17 protein-coding genes are annotated in these 15,745 nt (G+C 69.5%); 8 read left to right on the top strand and 9 right to left on the bottom strand.

Going from position 1 to position 15,745, the window contains the following annotated elements:
• Positions 1-13 precede the first annotated feature (13 nt).
• Positions 14-472 carry a MarR family winged helix-turn-helix transcriptional regulator gene (locus ACQB60_RS38250; RefSeq protein WP_496930697.1) on the bottom strand — a complete coding sequence of 153 codons (459 nt, stop codon included), beginning with the start codon at positions 470-472 and terminating at the stop codon, positions 14-16.
• 141 nt (positions 473-613) lie between these two features.
• Here ACQB60_RS38250 and ACQB60_RS38245 point away from each other — a divergent pair, with 141 nt between their 5' ends.
• Positions 614-1,825 (top strand): MFS transporter, encoded by a 1,212-nt coding sequence (locus ACQB60_RS38245; protein WP_496930696.1) that lies wholly within the window; start codon positions 614-616, stop codon positions 1,823-1,825.
• Positions 1,826-1,937: 112 nt separating this feature from the next.
• Here ACQB60_RS38245 and ACQB60_RS38240 read toward each other — a convergent pair whose 3' ends face one another.
• Positions 1,938-2,804 carry a GNAT family N-acetyltransferase gene (locus tag ACQB60_RS38240; RefSeq protein WP_496930695.1) on the bottom strand — a complete coding sequence of 289 codons (867 nt, stop codon included), beginning with the start codon at positions 2,802-2,804 and terminating at the stop codon, positions 1,938-1,940.
• A gap of 5 nt (positions 2,805-2,809) precedes the next feature.
• Positions 2,810-3,346, bottom strand: coding sequence for a DUF2269 domain-containing protein (locus ACQB60_RS38235; protein ID WP_496930736.1), 537 nt, complete (start codon positions 3,344-3,346; stop codon positions 2,810-2,812).
• Positions 3,347-3,422: 76 nt separating this feature from the next.
• On the opposite strand from ACQB60_RS38235, the gene ACQB60_RS38230 reads away from it, so the two are divergent.
• Together ACQB60_RS38230 and ACQB60_RS38225 are read left to right on the top strand one after the other, a co-directional pair.
• Positions 3,423-4,067, top strand: coding sequence for an HAD family hydrolase (locus ACQB60_RS38230; protein ID WP_496930694.1), 645 nt, complete (start codon positions 3,423-3,425; stop codon positions 4,065-4,067).
• Between the two features lie 379 nt (positions 4,068-4,446).
• Entirely contained in the window at positions 4,447-5,970 is a 1,524-nt protein-coding gene (locus tag ACQB60_RS38225) for a globin domain-containing protein (protein WP_496930693.1), read from the top strand.
• A 33-nt stretch (positions 5,971-6,003) separates the two neighbouring features.
• On the opposite strand, the gene ACQB60_RS38220 is transcribed toward ACQB60_RS38225, so the two are convergent.
• The 5 genes from ACQB60_RS38220 to ACQB60_RS38200 form a co-directional block, all read right to left on the bottom strand.
• Entirely contained in the window at positions 6,004-6,486 is a 483-nt protein-coding gene (locus tag ACQB60_RS38220; RefSeq protein WP_496930692.1) for an NUDIX domain-containing protein, read from the bottom strand.
• A gap of 58 nt (positions 6,487-6,544) precedes the next feature.
• Entirely contained in the window at positions 6,545-7,450 is a 906-nt protein-coding gene (locus ACQB60_RS38215; protein WP_496930691.1) for a LysR family transcriptional regulator, read from the bottom strand.
• 250 nt (positions 7,451-7,700) lie between these two features.
• Positions 7,701-8,915: a cystathionine gamma-lyase gene (locus tag ACQB60_RS38210; protein WP_496930690.1), complete on the bottom strand. Its 1,215-nt coding sequence runs from the start codon at positions 8,913-8,915 to the stop codon at positions 7,701-7,703.
• Entirely contained in the window at positions 8,912-9,415 is a 504-nt protein-coding gene (locus ACQB60_RS38205) for a low molecular weight protein-tyrosine-phosphatase (protein ID WP_496930689.1), read from the bottom strand. Before ACQB60_RS38205 ends, ACQB60_RS38210 begins: the two co-directional genes overlap by 4 nt.
• Before the next feature lie 6 nt (positions 9,416-9,421).
• Positions 9,422-9,802 (bottom strand): phage holin family protein, encoded by a 381-nt coding sequence (locus tag ACQB60_RS38200; protein ID WP_496930688.1) that lies wholly within the window; start codon positions 9,800-9,802, stop codon positions 9,422-9,424.
• Positions 9,803-9,874: 72 nt separating this feature from the next.
• On the opposite strand from ACQB60_RS38200, the gene ACQB60_RS38195 reads away from it, so the two are divergent.
• The 4 genes from ACQB60_RS38195 (at position 9,875) to ACQB60_RS38180 (ending at position 12,173) form a co-directional block, all read left to right on the top strand.
• Complete coding sequence (locus ACQB60_RS38195; RefSeq protein ID WP_496930687.1) at positions 9,875-10,192, top strand: cupin domain-containing protein; 318 nt, start codon at positions 9,875-9,877, stop codon at positions 10,190-10,192.
• 217 nt (positions 10,193-10,409) lie between these two features.
• Entirely contained in the window at positions 10,410-10,625 is a 216-nt protein-coding gene (locus ACQB60_RS38190) for a DUF5326 family protein (protein WP_496930735.1), read from the top strand.
• Between the two features lie 289 nt (positions 10,626-10,914).
• Positions 10,915-11,640, top strand: coding sequence for an IclR family transcriptional regulator (locus ACQB60_RS38185; RefSeq protein WP_496930734.1), 726 nt, complete (start codon positions 10,915-10,917; stop codon positions 11,638-11,640).
• A gap of 98 nt (positions 11,641-11,738) precedes the next feature.
• On the top strand, positions 11,739-12,173 hold the full coding sequence (locus ACQB60_RS38180; RefSeq protein WP_384829129.1) for an SsgA family sporulation/cell division regulator: 435 nt from the start codon (positions 11,739-11,741) through the stop codon (positions 12,171-12,173).
• Between the two features lie 77 nt (positions 12,174-12,250).
• Here ACQB60_RS38180 and ACQB60_RS38175 read toward each other — a convergent pair whose 3' ends face one another.
• On the bottom strand, positions 12,251-13,645 hold the full coding sequence (locus tag ACQB60_RS38175; RefSeq protein WP_496930686.1) for a YibE/F family protein: 1,395 nt from the start codon (positions 13,643-13,645) through the stop codon (positions 12,251-12,253).
• Positions 13,646-13,855: 210 nt separating this feature from the next.
• Between ACQB60_RS38175 and thiC the strand changes: the two genes are divergently transcribed.
• Positions 13,856-15,652, top strand: a complete 1,797-nt coding sequence (gene thiC, locus ACQB60_RS38170) for a phosphomethylpyrimidine synthase ThiC (RefSeq protein ID WP_496930685.1) — start codon at positions 13,856-13,858, stop codon at positions 15,650-15,652.
• The last annotated feature ends 93 nt before the right edge of the window (positions 15,653-15,745 follow it).

Below are 15,745 nucleotides of genomic sequence, written 5' to 3'. Positions count from 1 at the left end.
GGAGGGCCGCGCCTCAGACAGTCGCTCGTACGGTTTCGACGGCTCGGACCAGGGGTGCCAGTTCGGGGTTCTGCGCCGCCTCGTCGAGGGCTTCGCGCAGGGCGGTCTCGTTGGTGGGGCGGGCCTCTTCCAGGAGCTTGAGCCCGGCCTCGGAGACGTTGGTGTAGATGCCGCGGCGGTCGGTGGGGCAGAGATAGCGCGAGAGCAGCCTGCGGTCCTCGAGACGGGTGACCAGGCGCGTGGTGGCGCTCTGGCTCAGCACCACGGCGTCGGCGACCTGCTTCATCTGCAGATGGCCGCCCTCTCCGTCGTGCTGGCGGCTGAGGACGTCGAGCAGCGAGTACTCGCGCACGCTCAGGTCGTGCCTGGCCTGCAGGGCGCGCTCGATGTGGGCCTCGATCCTGCCGTGGAGCAGGGAGAGCGCGCACCAGCCCTGTGCGAGGGCGGTGAGTGCCGGGTCTGTCGCTGTCATGGCTCTTCTTCCTCCGTCCCGGAGCGTGTGCTCCCAAGGGTAGTCGATGGCTGCAATATCCGGCGCTTGCAATTAGAGCGCGTCTGCAATTATTGTGGACTCACGTTAAGCGCACCTGCAACCGTCTGGAAGGTAGATCCCATGCCTCTCGCGCTTCTGGCCCTCGCGATCGGGGCCTTCGGAATCGGAACCACAGAGTTCGTGATCATGGGGCTCCTGCCCGAGGTCGCGGGTGACTTCGGTGTCTCCATCCCGACGGCCGGTTTCCTGGTGACCGGCTATGCCCTCGGTGTCGTGCTGGGCGCGCCCCTCATGACTGTCCTCGGCACCAAGATCCCCCGTAAGCGGATGCTGATGCTGCTGTTGGGGCTGTTCATCGCAGGCAACCTGCTCTCCGCCGTGGCCCCGGCCTTCGGTGTGATGCTGGCCGGCCGTGTCGTCGCCTCGCTCGCCCACGGCGCCTTCTTCGGCATCGGCTCGGTCGTCGCGGCCGAACTGGTCGCCCCGGAGAAGAAGGCCGGAGCGATCGCCATGATGTTCACCGGTCTGACGGTGGCCAATGTGGTCGGCGTGCCCCTCGGCACCTTCGTCGGGCAGACCCTCGGCTGGCGCATGACCTTCGCCATCGTCGCCGCCCTCGGCGTCATCGGCCTCGTGGGCATCGCCAAGCTCGTCCCCGACCTGCCCCGGCCCGAGGGTGTGCGGCTGCGGCACGAGCTGGCGGCGTTCCGGAACGTCCAGGTGCTGCTCGCCATGGCGATGACCGTCCTCGGCTTCGGCGGGGTCTTCGCCGCCATCACCTACCTGGCGCCGATGATGACGGACGTCGCGGGCTACGCGGACTCCTCCGTGACCTGGCTGCTCGTCCTCTTCGGGCTCGGCATGGTGGCCGGGAACCTGATCGGCGGGAAGCTCGCCGACCGCGCGCTGATGCCGCTCCTGTACGTCTCGCTGGGCGGCCTGGCCCTTGTGCTCGGCCTCTTCACCCTCACCGCTCACAACAAGATCGCTGCTGCCGTGACGGTCATGCTGATCGGTGCGCTGGGCTTCGCGACGGTGCCCCCGCTGCAGAAGCGAGTGCTCGACCAGGCATCTGGTGCACCCACGCTGGCCTCGGCCGTGAACATCGGTGCCTTCAACCTCGGCAACGCGCTCTCGGCGTGGCTCGGCGGCCTCGTCATCGCCGCGGGCCTCGGCTACACCGCGCCGAACTGGGTCGGTGCCGTCCTCGCGGGCTCGGCTCTCGTCCTCGCGGTCGTGTCGGCCGGTTTGGAGCGCCGCTCCGCCTCCGGGCCGAGCCTGGTCGTCACCGGTGCGGCAGCCGTCGAGCAGCCGCAGCCCGTACACCACTGACGTCCACCACGCCCCGCGCGCACATCGCACAACGCCCGCCCTCAAGTACCCCTCACCATCGGGTACTTGAGGGCGGGCCTCGGTGTGGGGTGGGCTCCTCAGCCCGGGGCCCCTAGCCCGCGGCCACCGTCAGCGGTGCGAAGCGGCGGGTCCAGTCGCCGGGCAGCCCCGAGATGCCACACGTCATCACGGCGTTGAAGGAGACGGGTGCGAGGCCGCGCTCCTTCACCCAAGACAGGAGCTCCTCATGGCGCACGTCGATGTCGGTGCGCAGCGGCCGGTCGGACCGGGTGCCGAGCGAGGCGATGAGCGACTTGGCCGTTTCCGTGTCGCGGGCGATCAGCGGGCCGACGACATGGGTCTCCATGTTCGGCCAGGCGCTCGCGTAGCCGACGATCTCACCGTCCAGCTCCGCGACCCGGAACAGGTCGGAGAAGGCCGGGAGGCGCGTGAGCATGTGTGTGCGGTCGAGGCCGAAGACCTCAGTGTCGAGCCGAAGGATCGCGGGCAGGTCCTCGGCCGTGGCGGGCCGGGTGGGCACCTGGGGCTCCTGGCCGCCGGAGGTGAACCGACCGCGGACCATCTCGGCGCGGCCGGTCGTCTTGAAGCCGAGCTGCTCATAGAGGGGCTGGCCGTAGGGCGTCGCGTGCAGGGTGAGTGGCGTCGTGCCGGCCTCCTCGATCACGTGGTGCATCAGCCGGAGGCCAACACCCTGGCGGGCGTGCCGCTCGGCGACCAGGACCATGCCGATGGCCGCGAGGCCGGGCTGTCCCGGAAGGCCGTACTCGGTCACTACGCAGGCGGCGACGAGGCCGCCTTCCGGGTCGTCGATGCCGTAGCCGGTGCCCGCGGACAGCAGCAGGCTCCACTTGTGGTCCTCGCGGGGCCAGCCCCGGTTCTCGGACAAGTCGGCGCAGGCGGAGACGTCTTGGGGAGTCAGGCGGCGGATGGGGAGGGCGGAGAGGGAAGGTGTCGACACGCGGGTCAGGCTGTCTGACGCATGTCCCTTGCGTCCACCTGTTTGTGGAGAGAGGCCCGCTGCTTTCGGCCACGACGGGTCAGTCCCCAGGGCTTGAGCACGGAGATCGCGGTCATGAAGAGGTAGGCGCTCAAGGAGACGCACGGGCCGATGGCGAGCTTCCACGTTCCTTCCAACGGCTGCCCTGCGATGGCTTGTTCTGTCGATTCGTTGATGCCGGGGAGCAGGAGGAAGACCGACAGACCGGTGGTGATGAGCGTCAGCCAGAATTTCGCGTAGACCCAGCGGTGCCAGGCCAGGCCCCAGGGCGTGCCCAGCGAGAGAACCAGCCCGCTCACCAACGTGAGCAGCGCGACCGGAACGATGAGCCAGTCCGCGAACAGCTTCATCGAGCGGTACGAAGCCTCCGCGGCGGCCGGGGATCCGGTGGTGGCCGCGGTGACGGCGAGTGCGAGCAGGCCCAGGGTGATACCGGCCCAGCTGACAGAGACGGCTACATGAACGACCAGGATGGCCCGACGGGCGGGGCGGCGAAGTTTCACGTGAAACACGATGCCGAGCGCGTGCGGTGAGGGCGTCTGACAGCGGGAGTAACCGCGGGTACTAGCCTCGGCGTACATGGCTCGCCTTCATCTCTTCGACCTCGATGGAACGCTGCTGCACGGCACGGCCGCCCCGGTAGAAATCTCTCGCCAACTTGGCCTGGAGGCCGAGATCGTGGAGCTTGAGTGGCTGTTCGTGACGCGCCGCATCGACTCGCTGGAGTACGCGGTCCGGGTGCATGCCTTGTGGGCGGAGCTCACGGAGGCGCAGGTGGCGGCCGCGTTCGAGGATGCGCCCTGGCTGTCCGGAATTCCCGAAACCTGGGCTGAGATCAGGGAGAGGGGCGATTACGCCGCCGTTGTCTCGCTCTCGCCGTCATTCTTCGTGGAGCGGCTCCTCGATTGGGGTGTTCATGCCGCATATGGGTCGCGATTTCCGGCTGTGCCGTTCACTGAGGCGGTAAATCCGGAGGGCATTCTCTCCCCGGTGGCCAAGGTGAAGATCATGGACCGGCTCTGTGAAGAGTTCGGCGTGCGGCGCGGGGACTGCGTCGCTTATGGAGACTCGGTCTCGGACCTGGATCTGTTCGGCGCGGTGCCGGTGTCCGTCGCGGTCAATGCGGACGAACGCCTCGTAAGTCTGGCCACGCACTCTTATGTGGGGCGGGATCTGCGCAAGGCTTACAAATTGGTGCGGGGGTCCGTTAATTGCGGCAATTGACCGGTGTCACGTGCTGAATTCCGCATGAAGGACGGGGGGACTTGTGTGTCGAGAGGCTGCCGGTATGGTCGAGTCCGGTTCACGCCCAGTGGGCGTCTGCGCACCTCGCGGGGCATGAGCGCAGGTCAACGCAGCCTAACGGGGCAAAGAGATCGAAGACCCGGACTTCTCGTTATCCGGCCGACGCGACACGAGTGGATGGGATGCTGCGGTGAGATGACTGCGTCCAATGTCACATTCTGGGCTACTTGTCCGTAGGGTCCGGTAATCCGGGGTTCAATGTGGCCACATTGGCTGCCGAGGCAGAGCGGGGAAAACAAGCAGCTTCCGCTGGGGAAGTGCGCAGACCGACTGAGAGATGTTCGAGGCGAGGCACACGATGGACGCTCCGACCACCAAGTCGGCCGACAACGAGGCTTCCGGCGGGGGCGACAGCGGCGGGGGCGGCTGGTTCACCCCGCGCAAGCCGCCGGTGCGTACGGACGCGGCGGAGCCCGAGGCGCCCGAGGGACGCCGCGCCGCACCCATGCGTCCGTTCGGCAGGCCCGGTACTGCCCCCACGGAGGCAGGCGACGCCGCCGCGGTGGAGAGTCATGGCCCCGTGGAGAGCGACGAGCCGGTGGCGACGGAGGCCGTAGCGACGGAGGCCCGAATATCGACCGCCGCGCCGGAACCTGCCGCCTCGTCCGCCCCCGAGCCGACCGAGCCCGTCACCCCGCGGCCCGCGCCCGAGTCCGCCACCCCCGAGCCTGCGTCCCCCACGCCTGTCACCTCCGCGCCCGTACGGGACGATGCCTCCCCCGACGCGGTCCTGGTGCAGCGCACCATGGCCGAGGTGGGCCCCGTCGCCGACAAGGTGACCTCGTACTTCTACGCCCTGCTCTTCACCCGGCACCCCGAACTCAGATCACTGTTCCCCGCCGCGATGGACACCCAGAGGGACCGGCTGCTCAAGGCGCTGCTGACGGCGGCCGAGCACATCGACAACACCGAGGTGCTCGTCTCGTATCTGGAGGGCCTCGGCCGGGGGCACCGCAAGTACGGCACCCGGCCCGAGCACTACCCGGCTGTCGGTGAGTGTCTGATCGGCTCCCTGAGCCGGTACGCGAGTGCGATCTGGGACGAGGAGACCGAGGCCGCCTGGGTGCGGACCTACACGGCGATCTCCCAGATCATGATCGACTCGGCGGCCGAGGACGAGCTGCGAGCCCCCGCGTGGTGGTACGCGGAGGTCGTCTCGCACGACCTCAGGACCCCCGACATCGCGGTCGTCACGGTCCGCACCGACCAGCCGTATCCCTTCCTCGCGGGTCAGTACACCAGCCTGGAGACGCCGTGGTGGCCGCGTATCTGGCGGCACTACTCGTTCGCCTCGGCGCCCCGCCCGGACGGGCTGCTCTCCTTCCACGTGAAGGCGGTTCCGGCGGGCTGGGTCTCCAACGCTCTGGTGCACCGCGCCCGTCCCGGCGACGTGCTGCGGCTCGGCCCGCCCACCGGCTCCATGACCGTCGACCACACCACCGACAGCGGGCTGCTCTGCCTCGGCGGCGGCACCGGCATCGCGCCCATCAAGGCGCTCGTCGAGGACGTCGCCGAGCACGGCAGGAGGCGCCCGGTCGAGGTCTTCTACGGTGCGCGCACGGACCACGACCTGTACGACATCGACACGATGCTGCGGCTCCAGCAGACCCACCCCTGGCTGGCCGTCCGCCCGGTCGTGGACCAGCAGGCCCAACTGCCCGACGCTGTCCGGGAGTACGGCCCCTGGAACGAGTACGACGCGTATCTCTCGGGCCCGCCCGGCATGATCCGCAGCGGTGTGGATGCCCTACGGGACATCGGCATACCGGTCGGGCGGATCCGCCATGACTCGGTCGAAGAGCTGGTGACCGCAGGCGACTAGGGCCTGCCCGGCAGACCTTGCCGTGATCGGGCCCTAGCCCAGGTCGGGGGCGTGCATCGCGCGGACGCCCTCGATGTTGCCGTCCAGATAGTGCCGCAGCGACAGCGGTACGAGGTGGACCGAGGCGATCCCCACCCGGGTGAAGGGCACCCGTACGATCTCGTACTCCCCGCAGGGTTCTTCGACTTCGGGCCCGTGCCGCTGTCCCGTGTCCATGGATGCGAGGCGGCAGACGAAGAAGTGCTGGACCTTCACGCCGGTGGCGCCGCCGTCCTCGCCGATGTGCTCCACGGTGTCCACGAAGCAGGGCACGACATCGGTGATCTTCGCGCCGAGCTCCTCGTCCACTTCGCGATGGAGCGCCTCGACGACGGTGGCGTCCTCGGGCTCCACGCCGCCACCCGGCGTGACCCAGTACGGGTCGACGCCGGGCTTGGTCCGCTTGATCAGGATGAAGTCGTCGCCGTCCAGCAGGACGGCGCGTGCGGTGCGCTTGACCACGGGTCGGACGGTCATGGGAGAAATGTGGCCCGGTCCGTTCCACGTGAAACATCCCGGTCCGGCAATCGCCGGGTCAGGCCCAGTCGACGGCGGCGCGCAGCAGCCACTCGTGTGCCCGTGCGATGTGCGGCATCGCGAGGGTGCCAGTGCGCGTCGCAAGGAAGTAGGTGCGCAGCGGTGGCACCGCGGGGTCGAGGAGGGCGACGATCTCCCCGCGCTCCAGGGCGGGTGCGCACAGATAGCGGGGCAGGACGGCGAGCCCGGCGCCCTTGGCCGTACAGGCGAGAACGGCCCGCAGGTCGGGCACGATGACCGATCCGGATGCGGCGGGCCGGGAGTCGAAGACCGCGGCCCAGTAGCGGGCGACGAACGGCAGAGATTCGTGCACCTCGACCACCGGCAGATTCTCCAGGACAAGGGCCCCCTTGCGGCGCAGCTTGCCGGGTCCGATGCGGGCGGCCCAGTGCTCCCCCGCGACGAGGACGTGCTCCTCGTCGCAGAGCGGGGTCGCGGTGAGCAGGGCGCCTCGGGGGCGGGCCGTCGAGATGGCCAGGTCGTGGTGGCCGGCGGCGAGCCCTTCCAGGACCTCGTCGGCGTTCCCGAACGAGGCGCGGAGCGTGAGGCTCTGGCTGTCGTGGCGGTCCGGGGCGGTGAGCGCGGGCAGGGCGCGTTCCGCGATGAACTCGGGGGGCCCGGCGAGGTGCAGCGTGCGGACCGACGACTCCTCGTCGAGGCCGGTCTCGGCGATCTCCACCAGGGCGTCCAGATGAGGCGCGGCCTTGTGCGCCAGCTCGTCCCCGATGCTCGTCGGCGTCACTCCGCGCGCCTGGCGGAAGAAGAGCGGACGCCCCAACTGCCGCTCCAAGGTGCGGATCTGGGAGGTCACGGCGGGTTGCGACAGGCCGAGCAGGGCGGCGGCGCGGGTGAAGGAACCGGCCCGGTGCACGGTCACGAACGTGCGCAGCAGGGCCAGATCCATGTCGACGCCCTCCCCTTCCAAGGCCCCTGCCCTGTCGGATGCGCGCCCAACTATAAATATGTCGATAGGTTTCTGTCGCTACCGTGATTGGACACTGACACAGAGTCAACTAGCCTTGTTCGCGCGGTTCTTCGCGCGCAGAACCGAAGACGTCCCGAGCCACGAGGGGGGAGGCTCGGGACGTCCGTTGTGCGTAGCCCGGTACTAGGCGCGATCCACCGGACCGGCCCAGGTCAGCAGCGGAAACCGGTCAGTCGGCCGACTCGTCGAGCGCGCGCAGCACATCGGCCACCAGGTCCTCCGCGTCCTCGGCGCCCGCGGAGAGGCGGACGAAGCCCTCCGGGACCGCGTCGCCGCCCCAGCGGCCCCGGCGCTCGGCCGTCGACCGGACGCCGCCGAAGCTCGTCGCGTCGTCCACGAGGTGCAGCGCGTCGAGGAAACGCTCGGCACGCGCGCGCGTGGGCAGCGTGAACGAGACCACGCAGCCGAAGCGGCGCATCTGCCGGGCCGCGGTCTTGTGTGAGGGGTCGTCGGTCAGCCCGGGATAGCGGAGCCCGGTCACCTCGGGCCGGGAGCGCAGGGCCTCGGCGACGGCCAGGGCATTGGCGTTCTGCCGCTCGGCGCGCAGCTGGAGCGTGGCGAGCGAGCGATGGGCGAGCCACGCCTCCATGGGCCCCGGAATCGCACCGACGATCTTGCGCCAGCGCCGTACGGACGTCGCCAGGGCGGCATCACGGCAGGCGACGTAGCCGAGAAGGATGTCGCCGTGCCCGGTGAGCTGCTTGGTGCCGCTGGCCACGGAGAAGTCGGCGCCGAGTTCGAGCGGGCGCTGACCGAGCGGGGTGGCCAGGGTGTTGTCGACGGCGACCAGGGCCCCGCGCGCGTGGGCCGCGTCGGCGAGCCTGCGCACGTCGCAGACGTCGAGGCCGGGGTTCGAGGGCGTCTCGATCCACAGCAGCCGTGCGCCGTCGAGGACATCGAGCTGGGCGTCGCCGCCGGTCGGGGCGGTGCGCACCTCGATCCCGTACGCGGTGAGCTGCTCGCGGACCAGGGGCAGCACTTGGTAGCCGTCGTCCGGCAGCACGGCCACGTCACCGGCGCGCAGCTGCGAGAACAGGACCGCGGAGATGGCGGCCATCCCGGAGGCGAAGACCAGCGTCTCCACACCCGCCACCGACCCGTCCGCGCCCGCCACCGACCCGTCCGCGCCCGCCACCGACCCGTCCGCGCCGGGCACCCCGCCCGGCGCCTCCAGCTCGCCGATGGCCCGCTCCAGGTGCGTCCAGGTCGGGTTCTCGTCCCGCCCGTACGCGTATCCGCCCGTGGGGTCGCCCGGCAGGTGGAAGTGGGCCGCGAACACGGGCCCGGGGAGCGTCGGTTCGTGCTTCACGGGGTCCGGCAGACCCGCCCGTACCGCCCTCGTGCCGTCGCCCGTCGCGCCGGCTCCCGCCGGGGTGCCCGTCATGCCGCCCGCCCTTCCACTGCGTCACGTACCGCGTCGAGCAGTCCGTCGCTCGCCGCCTCCACCATGGTGAGGCACTCCTCGAAGCCGTCGAGGCCGCCGTAGTAGGGGTCCGGGACATCGAGGTCGTCGGGGGTCGCGGCCGGGTCGTACGAGCGCAGGAGCTGGACCTTCGCCGCGTCGGCCGGGGTCGGCGCGAGGTGGCGCAGGGCCCGCAGATGGCCGCCGTCCAGCGCGATCACCAGGTCGAGGCGGGCGAACCAGGAGGACTGGAACTGGCGGGCGGTGTGCTCGGTCTCATAGCCGTTCCCGGCCAGGACGGAGACGGTGCGCGGGTCCGCGCCGTCGCCCTCGTGCCAGCCTCCGGTGCCCGCGCTGTCGACCTCCACCAGGCCGTCGAGTCCGGTCTCCGCCACCCGCGCGCGGAAGACGGACTCGGCCATCGGCGAGCGGCAGATGTTGCCGGTGCAGACGAAGCACACGCGGTAGGGCGTCGGATGCACGCGGCCTCAGTCCTCGTCGTCGGGCAGGACGACGTTCATCGCCCAGGACACGATAGAGATGATCAAGCCACCCAGTACGGCGGTCCAGAAGCCCTCCACATGGAAGTTGAGGTCGAACTTGCCGGCCAGCCACGAGGTGAGCAGCAGCATCAGGGCATTGACCACCAGCGTGATCAGGCCGAGGGTCAGGATGAACAGCGGGAAGGTGAGCACCTTCACGACGGGCTTGACAAGAAAGTTGACCAGACCGAAGAGCAGGGCCACGACAAGGAGCGTGACCACCTTCTTGCCGGTGTTGTCGCCGGTCAGCGTGATCTTGTCGAGGAGCCATACGGCCACGGCGAGTGCCGCGGCGTTGGCGATCGTCTTGACTAGGAAATTCTTCATGTGTCTGATCGTGGCAGACGCAGGGGACGAGCGGCGGGGCTCACCGATCAGCACGAGGGGCGTACGAGGGCGATGAAGGCATTCCGACTGGACGAGCTGGAGGCGGAGCGCGCCGCCAACGACGGGGCGTACCTGCAGTTCCTGCGGGAGCAGAACATGTCGGTCGGCCTGTACGCACTCGACGCAGGGACGACGGACCCCCAACAGCCGCACCGGCAGGACGAGGTGTACATGATCGTGAGCGGCCGCGCCTCGATCACGGTCGGCATGGAGACGACGCAGGTGGCCCGGGGCAGCGTCGTGTACGTGCCTGCCGGGGTGGCGCACAAGTTCCACCACATCACCGAGGACCTGCGGGTCCTCGTCGTCTTCTCGCCGCCCGAAGCCTGATCCCTCCCGCGCCCCTCCGCCTCTCGGCCGACGTTCTCAGGGCTTCGACCTCGGGGTTCCCTAGGGGAAGCATCAGGGGAGGACAAGGGACCCGAGGGCCCCGCGGCGCCCTTTCCCGCCCTAGCATCGAATGCAGAAAGTCGGAGAAGCGCCCGGAAGCGACAGCGCGGAGCGCGTGGATGCAGCGATGCAGAGGAGAGAGGTAAGGACGATGGCAATGCGGGAGATCTTCGCGGGCATGCCGTGGTGGGTGAAGTGGATCGCGGTGCCGGTCATCGCCCTGGTGGTGTTCGGCGGCCTGATAGCGAGCATCGTCGGATTCGTGATCGGCCTGCTCTTCAAGGTGCTCATCTTCGTCGCCCTGGTCGGCGGACTCATCTATGTCGTACGGAAGTTCATATCCGGATCGTCCTCGTCGCGCAGCGATTGGTGACGTCCGGCAACGGTTCGCTCAGGCGGGGGAAGTTTCCCGGCAGCGCGCCGGGGAGCGGTGGCCAAGGGTTAGAGTCCGAAAACCGACGCGGGCTGAGCCCCGCCGGCGGGCGCACCACCCTCTCCCGTGTTTCCCGGGCACGGGCGGAACCCCCCACGCGCTTCGGGAGTGAACCTTGGCCACGGTTGACACCACGTCCGCTGCCCTTCCGGCCGACGACGCACGGCCCCTCGACGAACGGCAGTTGGGGGCGCCACCCGCTCCCGTGGCCCCCACTCTCATCGGCTCCGTGCAGCGCGCGATGCGGCTCCTGGAAGCCGCCTCCTCGCACCAGTACGGCGCTCCCGCAAAGCAGTTGGCCCGGGAATCCGGGCTCGCCCTCCCCACGGCGTACCACCTGCTGCGCACGCTGACGCACGAGGGCTATCTCCGGCGCGAGAAGGGTGTGTTCGTGCTCGGCGAAGCGTCCGAGCAGCTGAGCAGCAGCGGAGCGCGGCACCATCGTCTCGGCATGATCAGCAAAGCCCTGGAGCACTGGCGGGACGCCATCGGTGTCCCGGTCTACTTCGCCGTCTACCGCGAGGGCGAGATCGAGGTCGTGGGCGTCGCGGACACCCCCGCCAATCCGGCCGTGGAGGAGTGGGCCGACTTCCGGGAGACCGGGCACGCCCACGCGATCGGCCAGTGCCTGCTCGGCCAACTCGGCGACGAGGAGCGCCAGGACCACCTCGACCGCTACCCCGTGCAGTCCATCACCCGGTACTCGGTCCGTGACCACCGGACCTTCGTGCGGCGGCTCGACGGCATGCGGCGGATGCAGCCGGTCGTGGAACGACAGGAGTACGCGCTCGGCACGGTCTGCGCCGCGATCCCCATCACCGCGGGAAACACGGCCGCCACTATGGCCATTTCCCTTCCGTCCTATCAAGCCGATCGACTACTCCCCGCAGCCAGGCAGTTGCAGAGCGAGATCGGAAAGCTACTAGGGACACTCGCCTTCTCTATCAGCATCTGAAAACTCACTCCTTGTGATTTGGTGTGCACGTTAAGCAAGATGCCAGCAGTGTCAGGGAGTTGGTTCCTGGCCATGTGATGGCAATGACGGGGTAGGCGATGCGTGAGTCGGTCCAGGCAGAGGTCATGATGAGCTTCCTCGTTTCCGAGGAACTGTCGTTCCGCATCCCGGTGGAGCTGCGCTACGAGACCCGGGACCCCTATGCCGTGCGCCTGACCTTCCACCTCCCCGGCGATGCGCCGGTTACCTGGGCCTTCGGCCGGGAGCTGCTGGTCGACGGGGTGGGCAGGCCGTGCGGGGACGGGGACGTGCACATCGCGCCCACCGACCCGGACCTGCTCGACGAGGTCCTGATCCGTCTGCAAGTGGGCGGTGACCAGGCGCTGTTCCGGGCCGGGATCCCGCCGCTGCTCGCCTTCCTCGACCGTACCGACAAGTTGGTGCCACTGGGCCAGGAGCGGGCCCTCGCCGGCTTCGACACCCACCTCGACGAGGCGCTCGACCGGATCCTGGCCGAGCAGAGCGCGGGCTGACCCTGGTTCAACCGGCCCCGCGGGATGGCAGATCGGTGCATTTTGCCGACGCCCCCGCGAAGGCCCGGAAGCCGCGGTCAGCGCTTGCGGCGGCGCCCCCTTCCGCCGCCGCGCCCCGGGCGGCCCCCCGCAGTCGCGGGGGCCGTCCCGGCCGGGGGGCCCGAGCGGTCGGCGGAGACCACCAGGGCCGCCAGCGCGGTGGTCACCGGCACCGACGCGACCAGGCCGATGGAGCCGACGAGGGTGCGCACGATCTCCTCGGCGACCAACTCGCTGTTGGCCACCGTGCCGACGCTGCTCTGCGCCACCGAGAAGAGCAGCAGCAGCGGCAGGGCGGCACCCGCGTACGCCAGGACGAGGGTGTTGACGACCGAGGCGATGTGGTCGCGGCCGATGCGGATGCCCGCGCGGTAGAGGCCGCGCCAGCCCATCGTCGGGTTGGCCTGGTGGAGCTCCCAGACGGCGGAGGTCTGGGTCACCGTCACATCGTCCAGGACGCCGAGCGAGCCGATGATGACGCCCGCGAGGAGCAGGCCGCTCATGTCGATGGACGGGTAGAGGCCGTGGATGAGGCCGGTGTTGTCGTCCGTGTTGCCGGTCAGGGCGGCCCAGCCGATGAAGACGGAGCCGAGGAGTCCGATCAGCAGGAGGGAGATGAGGGTGCCGATGACCGCGACGGAGGTGCGGGCCGTGAGCCCGTGGCACATATAGAGCGCGATCAGCATGATGGCGCTCGCCCCGACCACCGCGACGACCAGTGGGTTCGAGCCCTGCAGGATCGCGGGCAGGATGAAGAAGGTCAGGATCAGGAAGCTCACCGCGAGGGCGATCAGGGCCATGAGACCCCGCATCCGGCCCACCACGATGACGGCGAGGGCGAAGATCCCGGCGAGCAGCGCCATGGGGACCTTGCGGTTCACGTCGGTGACCGAGTACTGCAGGTTCTTGGGTGCCTTCGGCTCGTAGGCGACCACCACGCCCTGGCCCTGGTGCAGCTTCCGGGGCGAGTCCGGCTGGACGATCTCCGTGAAGGTGCGGCCCTTGTCCTTGCCGCTGGTGACCTTGATCGTGGCCTTCTCGCAGGTCCCGTCCGCCCGTTGCTGAGCGGTCCGGCCCTCGGCGGTGGAGGTGTCGCCGTTGGGTGGGGTCTGGGAGGCGTTCACGTCCTTGCAGGAGACCTTCTCGACGTCGGTCACCGTCGCGGACTGCGTCTGCCGGTCGAAGCCGACCCCGGTCCGCTCATGGGCGGGCGTGCCGCCGGGCCACAGCACCGCGAGGCCCACGACCACCGCCGTCGCGAAGGGGATCAGGACGGCGGCGATGACCTTGCGCAGATGGCGCGAGACGGGGGCGGCGGGGCCGTGGCTGTGGGAGTGGCCGTGCCCGTGCGCGTCCTCGGCCGGTGGCCTGGTCGGCGGGCCGGACGGCGGGCCGGACGGGGGCCCCGGGGGCGGTGGCTGGGTACTGGTCACGGCCCGATCATCGCAAGAACGGTGGGGGCCCTCTGTTCAGCGCGCCCGGTATGACGCTAGCGTGGGGGCACCTTTGCAATCGCGGGAGCTCGGAGCACCGGGCTGAGAGGGCGCTGAACTCCGTACGACATCGGCACGAGCCGGTACGGAATCCGCTGCGTCGACCGCCGAACCTGTTACCGGGTAATGCCGGCGTAGGGAGTAGGTCTCATGACCACATCGGACGCACGCACGCCTGCCTCGACGCAGCAGCAGAACGACGAGGCCGGGAAGTCCATCGGCTGGCACAAGGCGTACATCGAGGGCTCGCGCCCCGATCTGCGGGTGCCGGTCCGGCAGGTGCACCTCACCAACGGCAAGGCCGTGACGCTGTACGACACTTCGGGCCCGTACACCGACCCGGCCGCCGACACCGACGTGCGCAGGGGCCTCACGCCGCTGCGCGAGAACTGGATCATCGCCCGGGGCGACACCGAGGAGTACGTGGGACGCCCGCCCCGCCCCGAGGACGACGGGATCAAGCACACCTCGCCCCGCGGCGGCCTGAAGAACCTCGACGCGGTCTTCCCCGGCCGTCCGCGCCAGCCCCGCCGGGGCCGGGACGGCAAGGCCGTGACGCAGCTCGCGTACGCGCGGCGCGGGGAGATCACGCCGGAGATGGAGTTCATCGCGATCCGCGAGAACGTCCACCCGGAGGTCGTGCGCGACGAGGTCGCCGCCGGTCGCGCGGTGATCCCGGCCAACGTCAACCACCCGGAGATCGAGCCGATGATCATCGGCAAGAAGTTCCTGGTGAAGGTGAACGCCAACATCGGCAACTCCGCGGTCACCTCCTCCATCGAGGAGGAGGTGGACAAGATGACCTGGGCCACCAAGTGGGGCGCCGACACGGTCATGGACCTCTCCACCGGCCGCAACATCCACACCACCCGCGAGTGGGTCCTGCGCAACTCCCCCGTGCCGATCGGCACCGTGCCGCTCTACCAGGCCCTGGAGAAGGTCGACGGCCGCGCCGAGGAGCTGACCTGGGAGATCTACAAGGACACGGTCATCGAGCAGGCCGAGCAGGGTGTGGACTACATGACGGTGCACGCGGGCGTGCGCCTTCCGTACGTCCCGCTCACCGCGCGCCGCAAGACCGGCATCGTCTCCCGCGGCGGCTCGATCATGGCGGCCTGGTGCCTCGCGCACCACAAGGAGAGCTTCCTCTACGAGAACTTCGAGGAGCTCTGCGAGATCCTCGCCGCGTACGACGTGACGTACTCGCTCGGCGACGGCCTGCGGCCCGGCTCGATCGCGGACGCCAACGACGAGGCGCAGTTCGCGGAGCTGCGGACGCTCGGCGAGCTCAACACCATCGCCAAGCGGCACAACGTGCAGACGATGATCGAGGGCCCGGGCCACGTCCCGATGCACAAGATCAAGGAGAACATCGACCTTCAGCAGGAGATCTGCGAGGAGGCGCCGTTCTACACGCTCGGCCCGCTGACCACGGACATCGCGCCCGCCTACGACCACATCACCTCCGGCATCGGCGCCGCGATGATCGGCTGGTGGGGCACGGCGATGCTCTGCTACGTGACGCCGAAGGAGCACCTGGGCCTGCCCAACCGCGACGACGTGAAGACCGGTGTCATCACGTACAAGATCGCCGCGCACGCCGCCGACCTCGCCAAGGGGCACCCCGGCGCGCAGGACTGGGACGACGCACTGTCGGACGCCCGCTTCGAGTTCCGGTGGGAGGACCAGTTCAACCTGGCCCTGGACCCGGACACGGCACGGGAGTTCCACGACGAGACGCTGCCCGCCGAGCCCGCGAAGACGGCGCACTTCTGCTCGATGTGCGGGCCGAAGTTCTGCTCGATGAAGATCTCGCAGGACATCCGGCGCGAGCACGGCGGCGACCTCGCGCCGACGTCCTCGGAGGAGATCGAGGCCGGGATGGAGCAGAAGTCGAAGGAGTTCGCGGCCGCCGGCAACCGCGTGTACCTGCCGATCGCGGAGTAGTGGCGCAACGGCGTACATATGCTCTATGGGGCGCGGGCCTCGACGAGGCCCGCGCCGCGTGCCATTCTCCTGAGACGCCGCGTATCAGGTGCA

Origin of the sequence: Streptomyces odontotermitis, assembly GCF_050510915.1 — a bacterium.
Lineage (GTDB): Bacteria > Actinomycetota > Actinomycetes > Streptomycetales > Streptomycetaceae > Streptomyces.
Note: the sequence above shows the minus strand (reverse complement) of the source record. Positions and strands in the feature narration are given on the sequence as shown.

Coding starts and splice junctions, on each gene's coding strand:
- ACQB60_RS38225 (WP_496930693.1), top strand. CDS start 4,447: ATGGACGCTCCGACCACCAAGTCGGCCGACAACGAGGCTTCCGGCGGG.
- ACQB60_RS38250 (WP_496930697.1), bottom strand. CDS start 472: ATGACAGCGACAGACCCGGCACTCACCGCCCTCGCACAGGGCTGGTGC.
- ACQB60_RS38195 (WP_496930687.1), top strand. CDS start 9,875: ATGAAGGCATTCCGACTGGACGAGCTGGAGGCGGAGCGCGCCGCCAAC.
- ACQB60_RS38230 (WP_496930694.1), top strand. CDS start 3,423: ATGGCTCGCCTTCATCTCTTCGACCTCGATGGAACGCTGCTGCACGGC.
- ACQB60_RS38190 (WP_496930735.1), top strand. CDS start 10,410: ATGCGGGAGATCTTCGCGGGCATGCCGTGGTGGGTGAAGTGGATCGCG.
- thiC (WP_496930685.1), top strand. CDS start 13,856: ATGACCACATCGGACGCACGCACGCCTGCCTCGACGCAGCAGCAGAAC.
- ACQB60_RS38215 (WP_496930691.1), bottom strand. CDS start 7,450: ATGGATCTGGCCCTGCTGCGCACGTTCGTGACCGTGCACCGGGCCGGT.
- ACQB60_RS38245 (WP_496930696.1), top strand. CDS start 614: ATGCCTCTCGCGCTTCTGGCCCTCGCGATCGGGGCCTTCGGAATCGGA.
- ACQB60_RS38200 (WP_496930688.1), bottom strand. CDS start 9,802: ATGAAGAATTTCCTAGTCAAGACGATCGCCAACGCCGCGGCACTCGCC.
- ACQB60_RS38180 (WP_384829129.1), top strand. CDS start 11,739: ATGCGTGAGTCGGTCCAGGCAGAGGTCATGATGAGCTTCCTCGTTTCC.
- ACQB60_RS38210 (WP_496930690.1), bottom strand. CDS start 8,915: ATGACGGGCACCCCGGCGGGAGCCGGCGCGACGGGCGACGGCACGAGG.
- ACQB60_RS38220 (WP_496930692.1), bottom strand. CDS start 6,486: ATGACCGTCCGACCCGTGGTCAAGCGCACCGCACGCGCCGTCCTGCTG.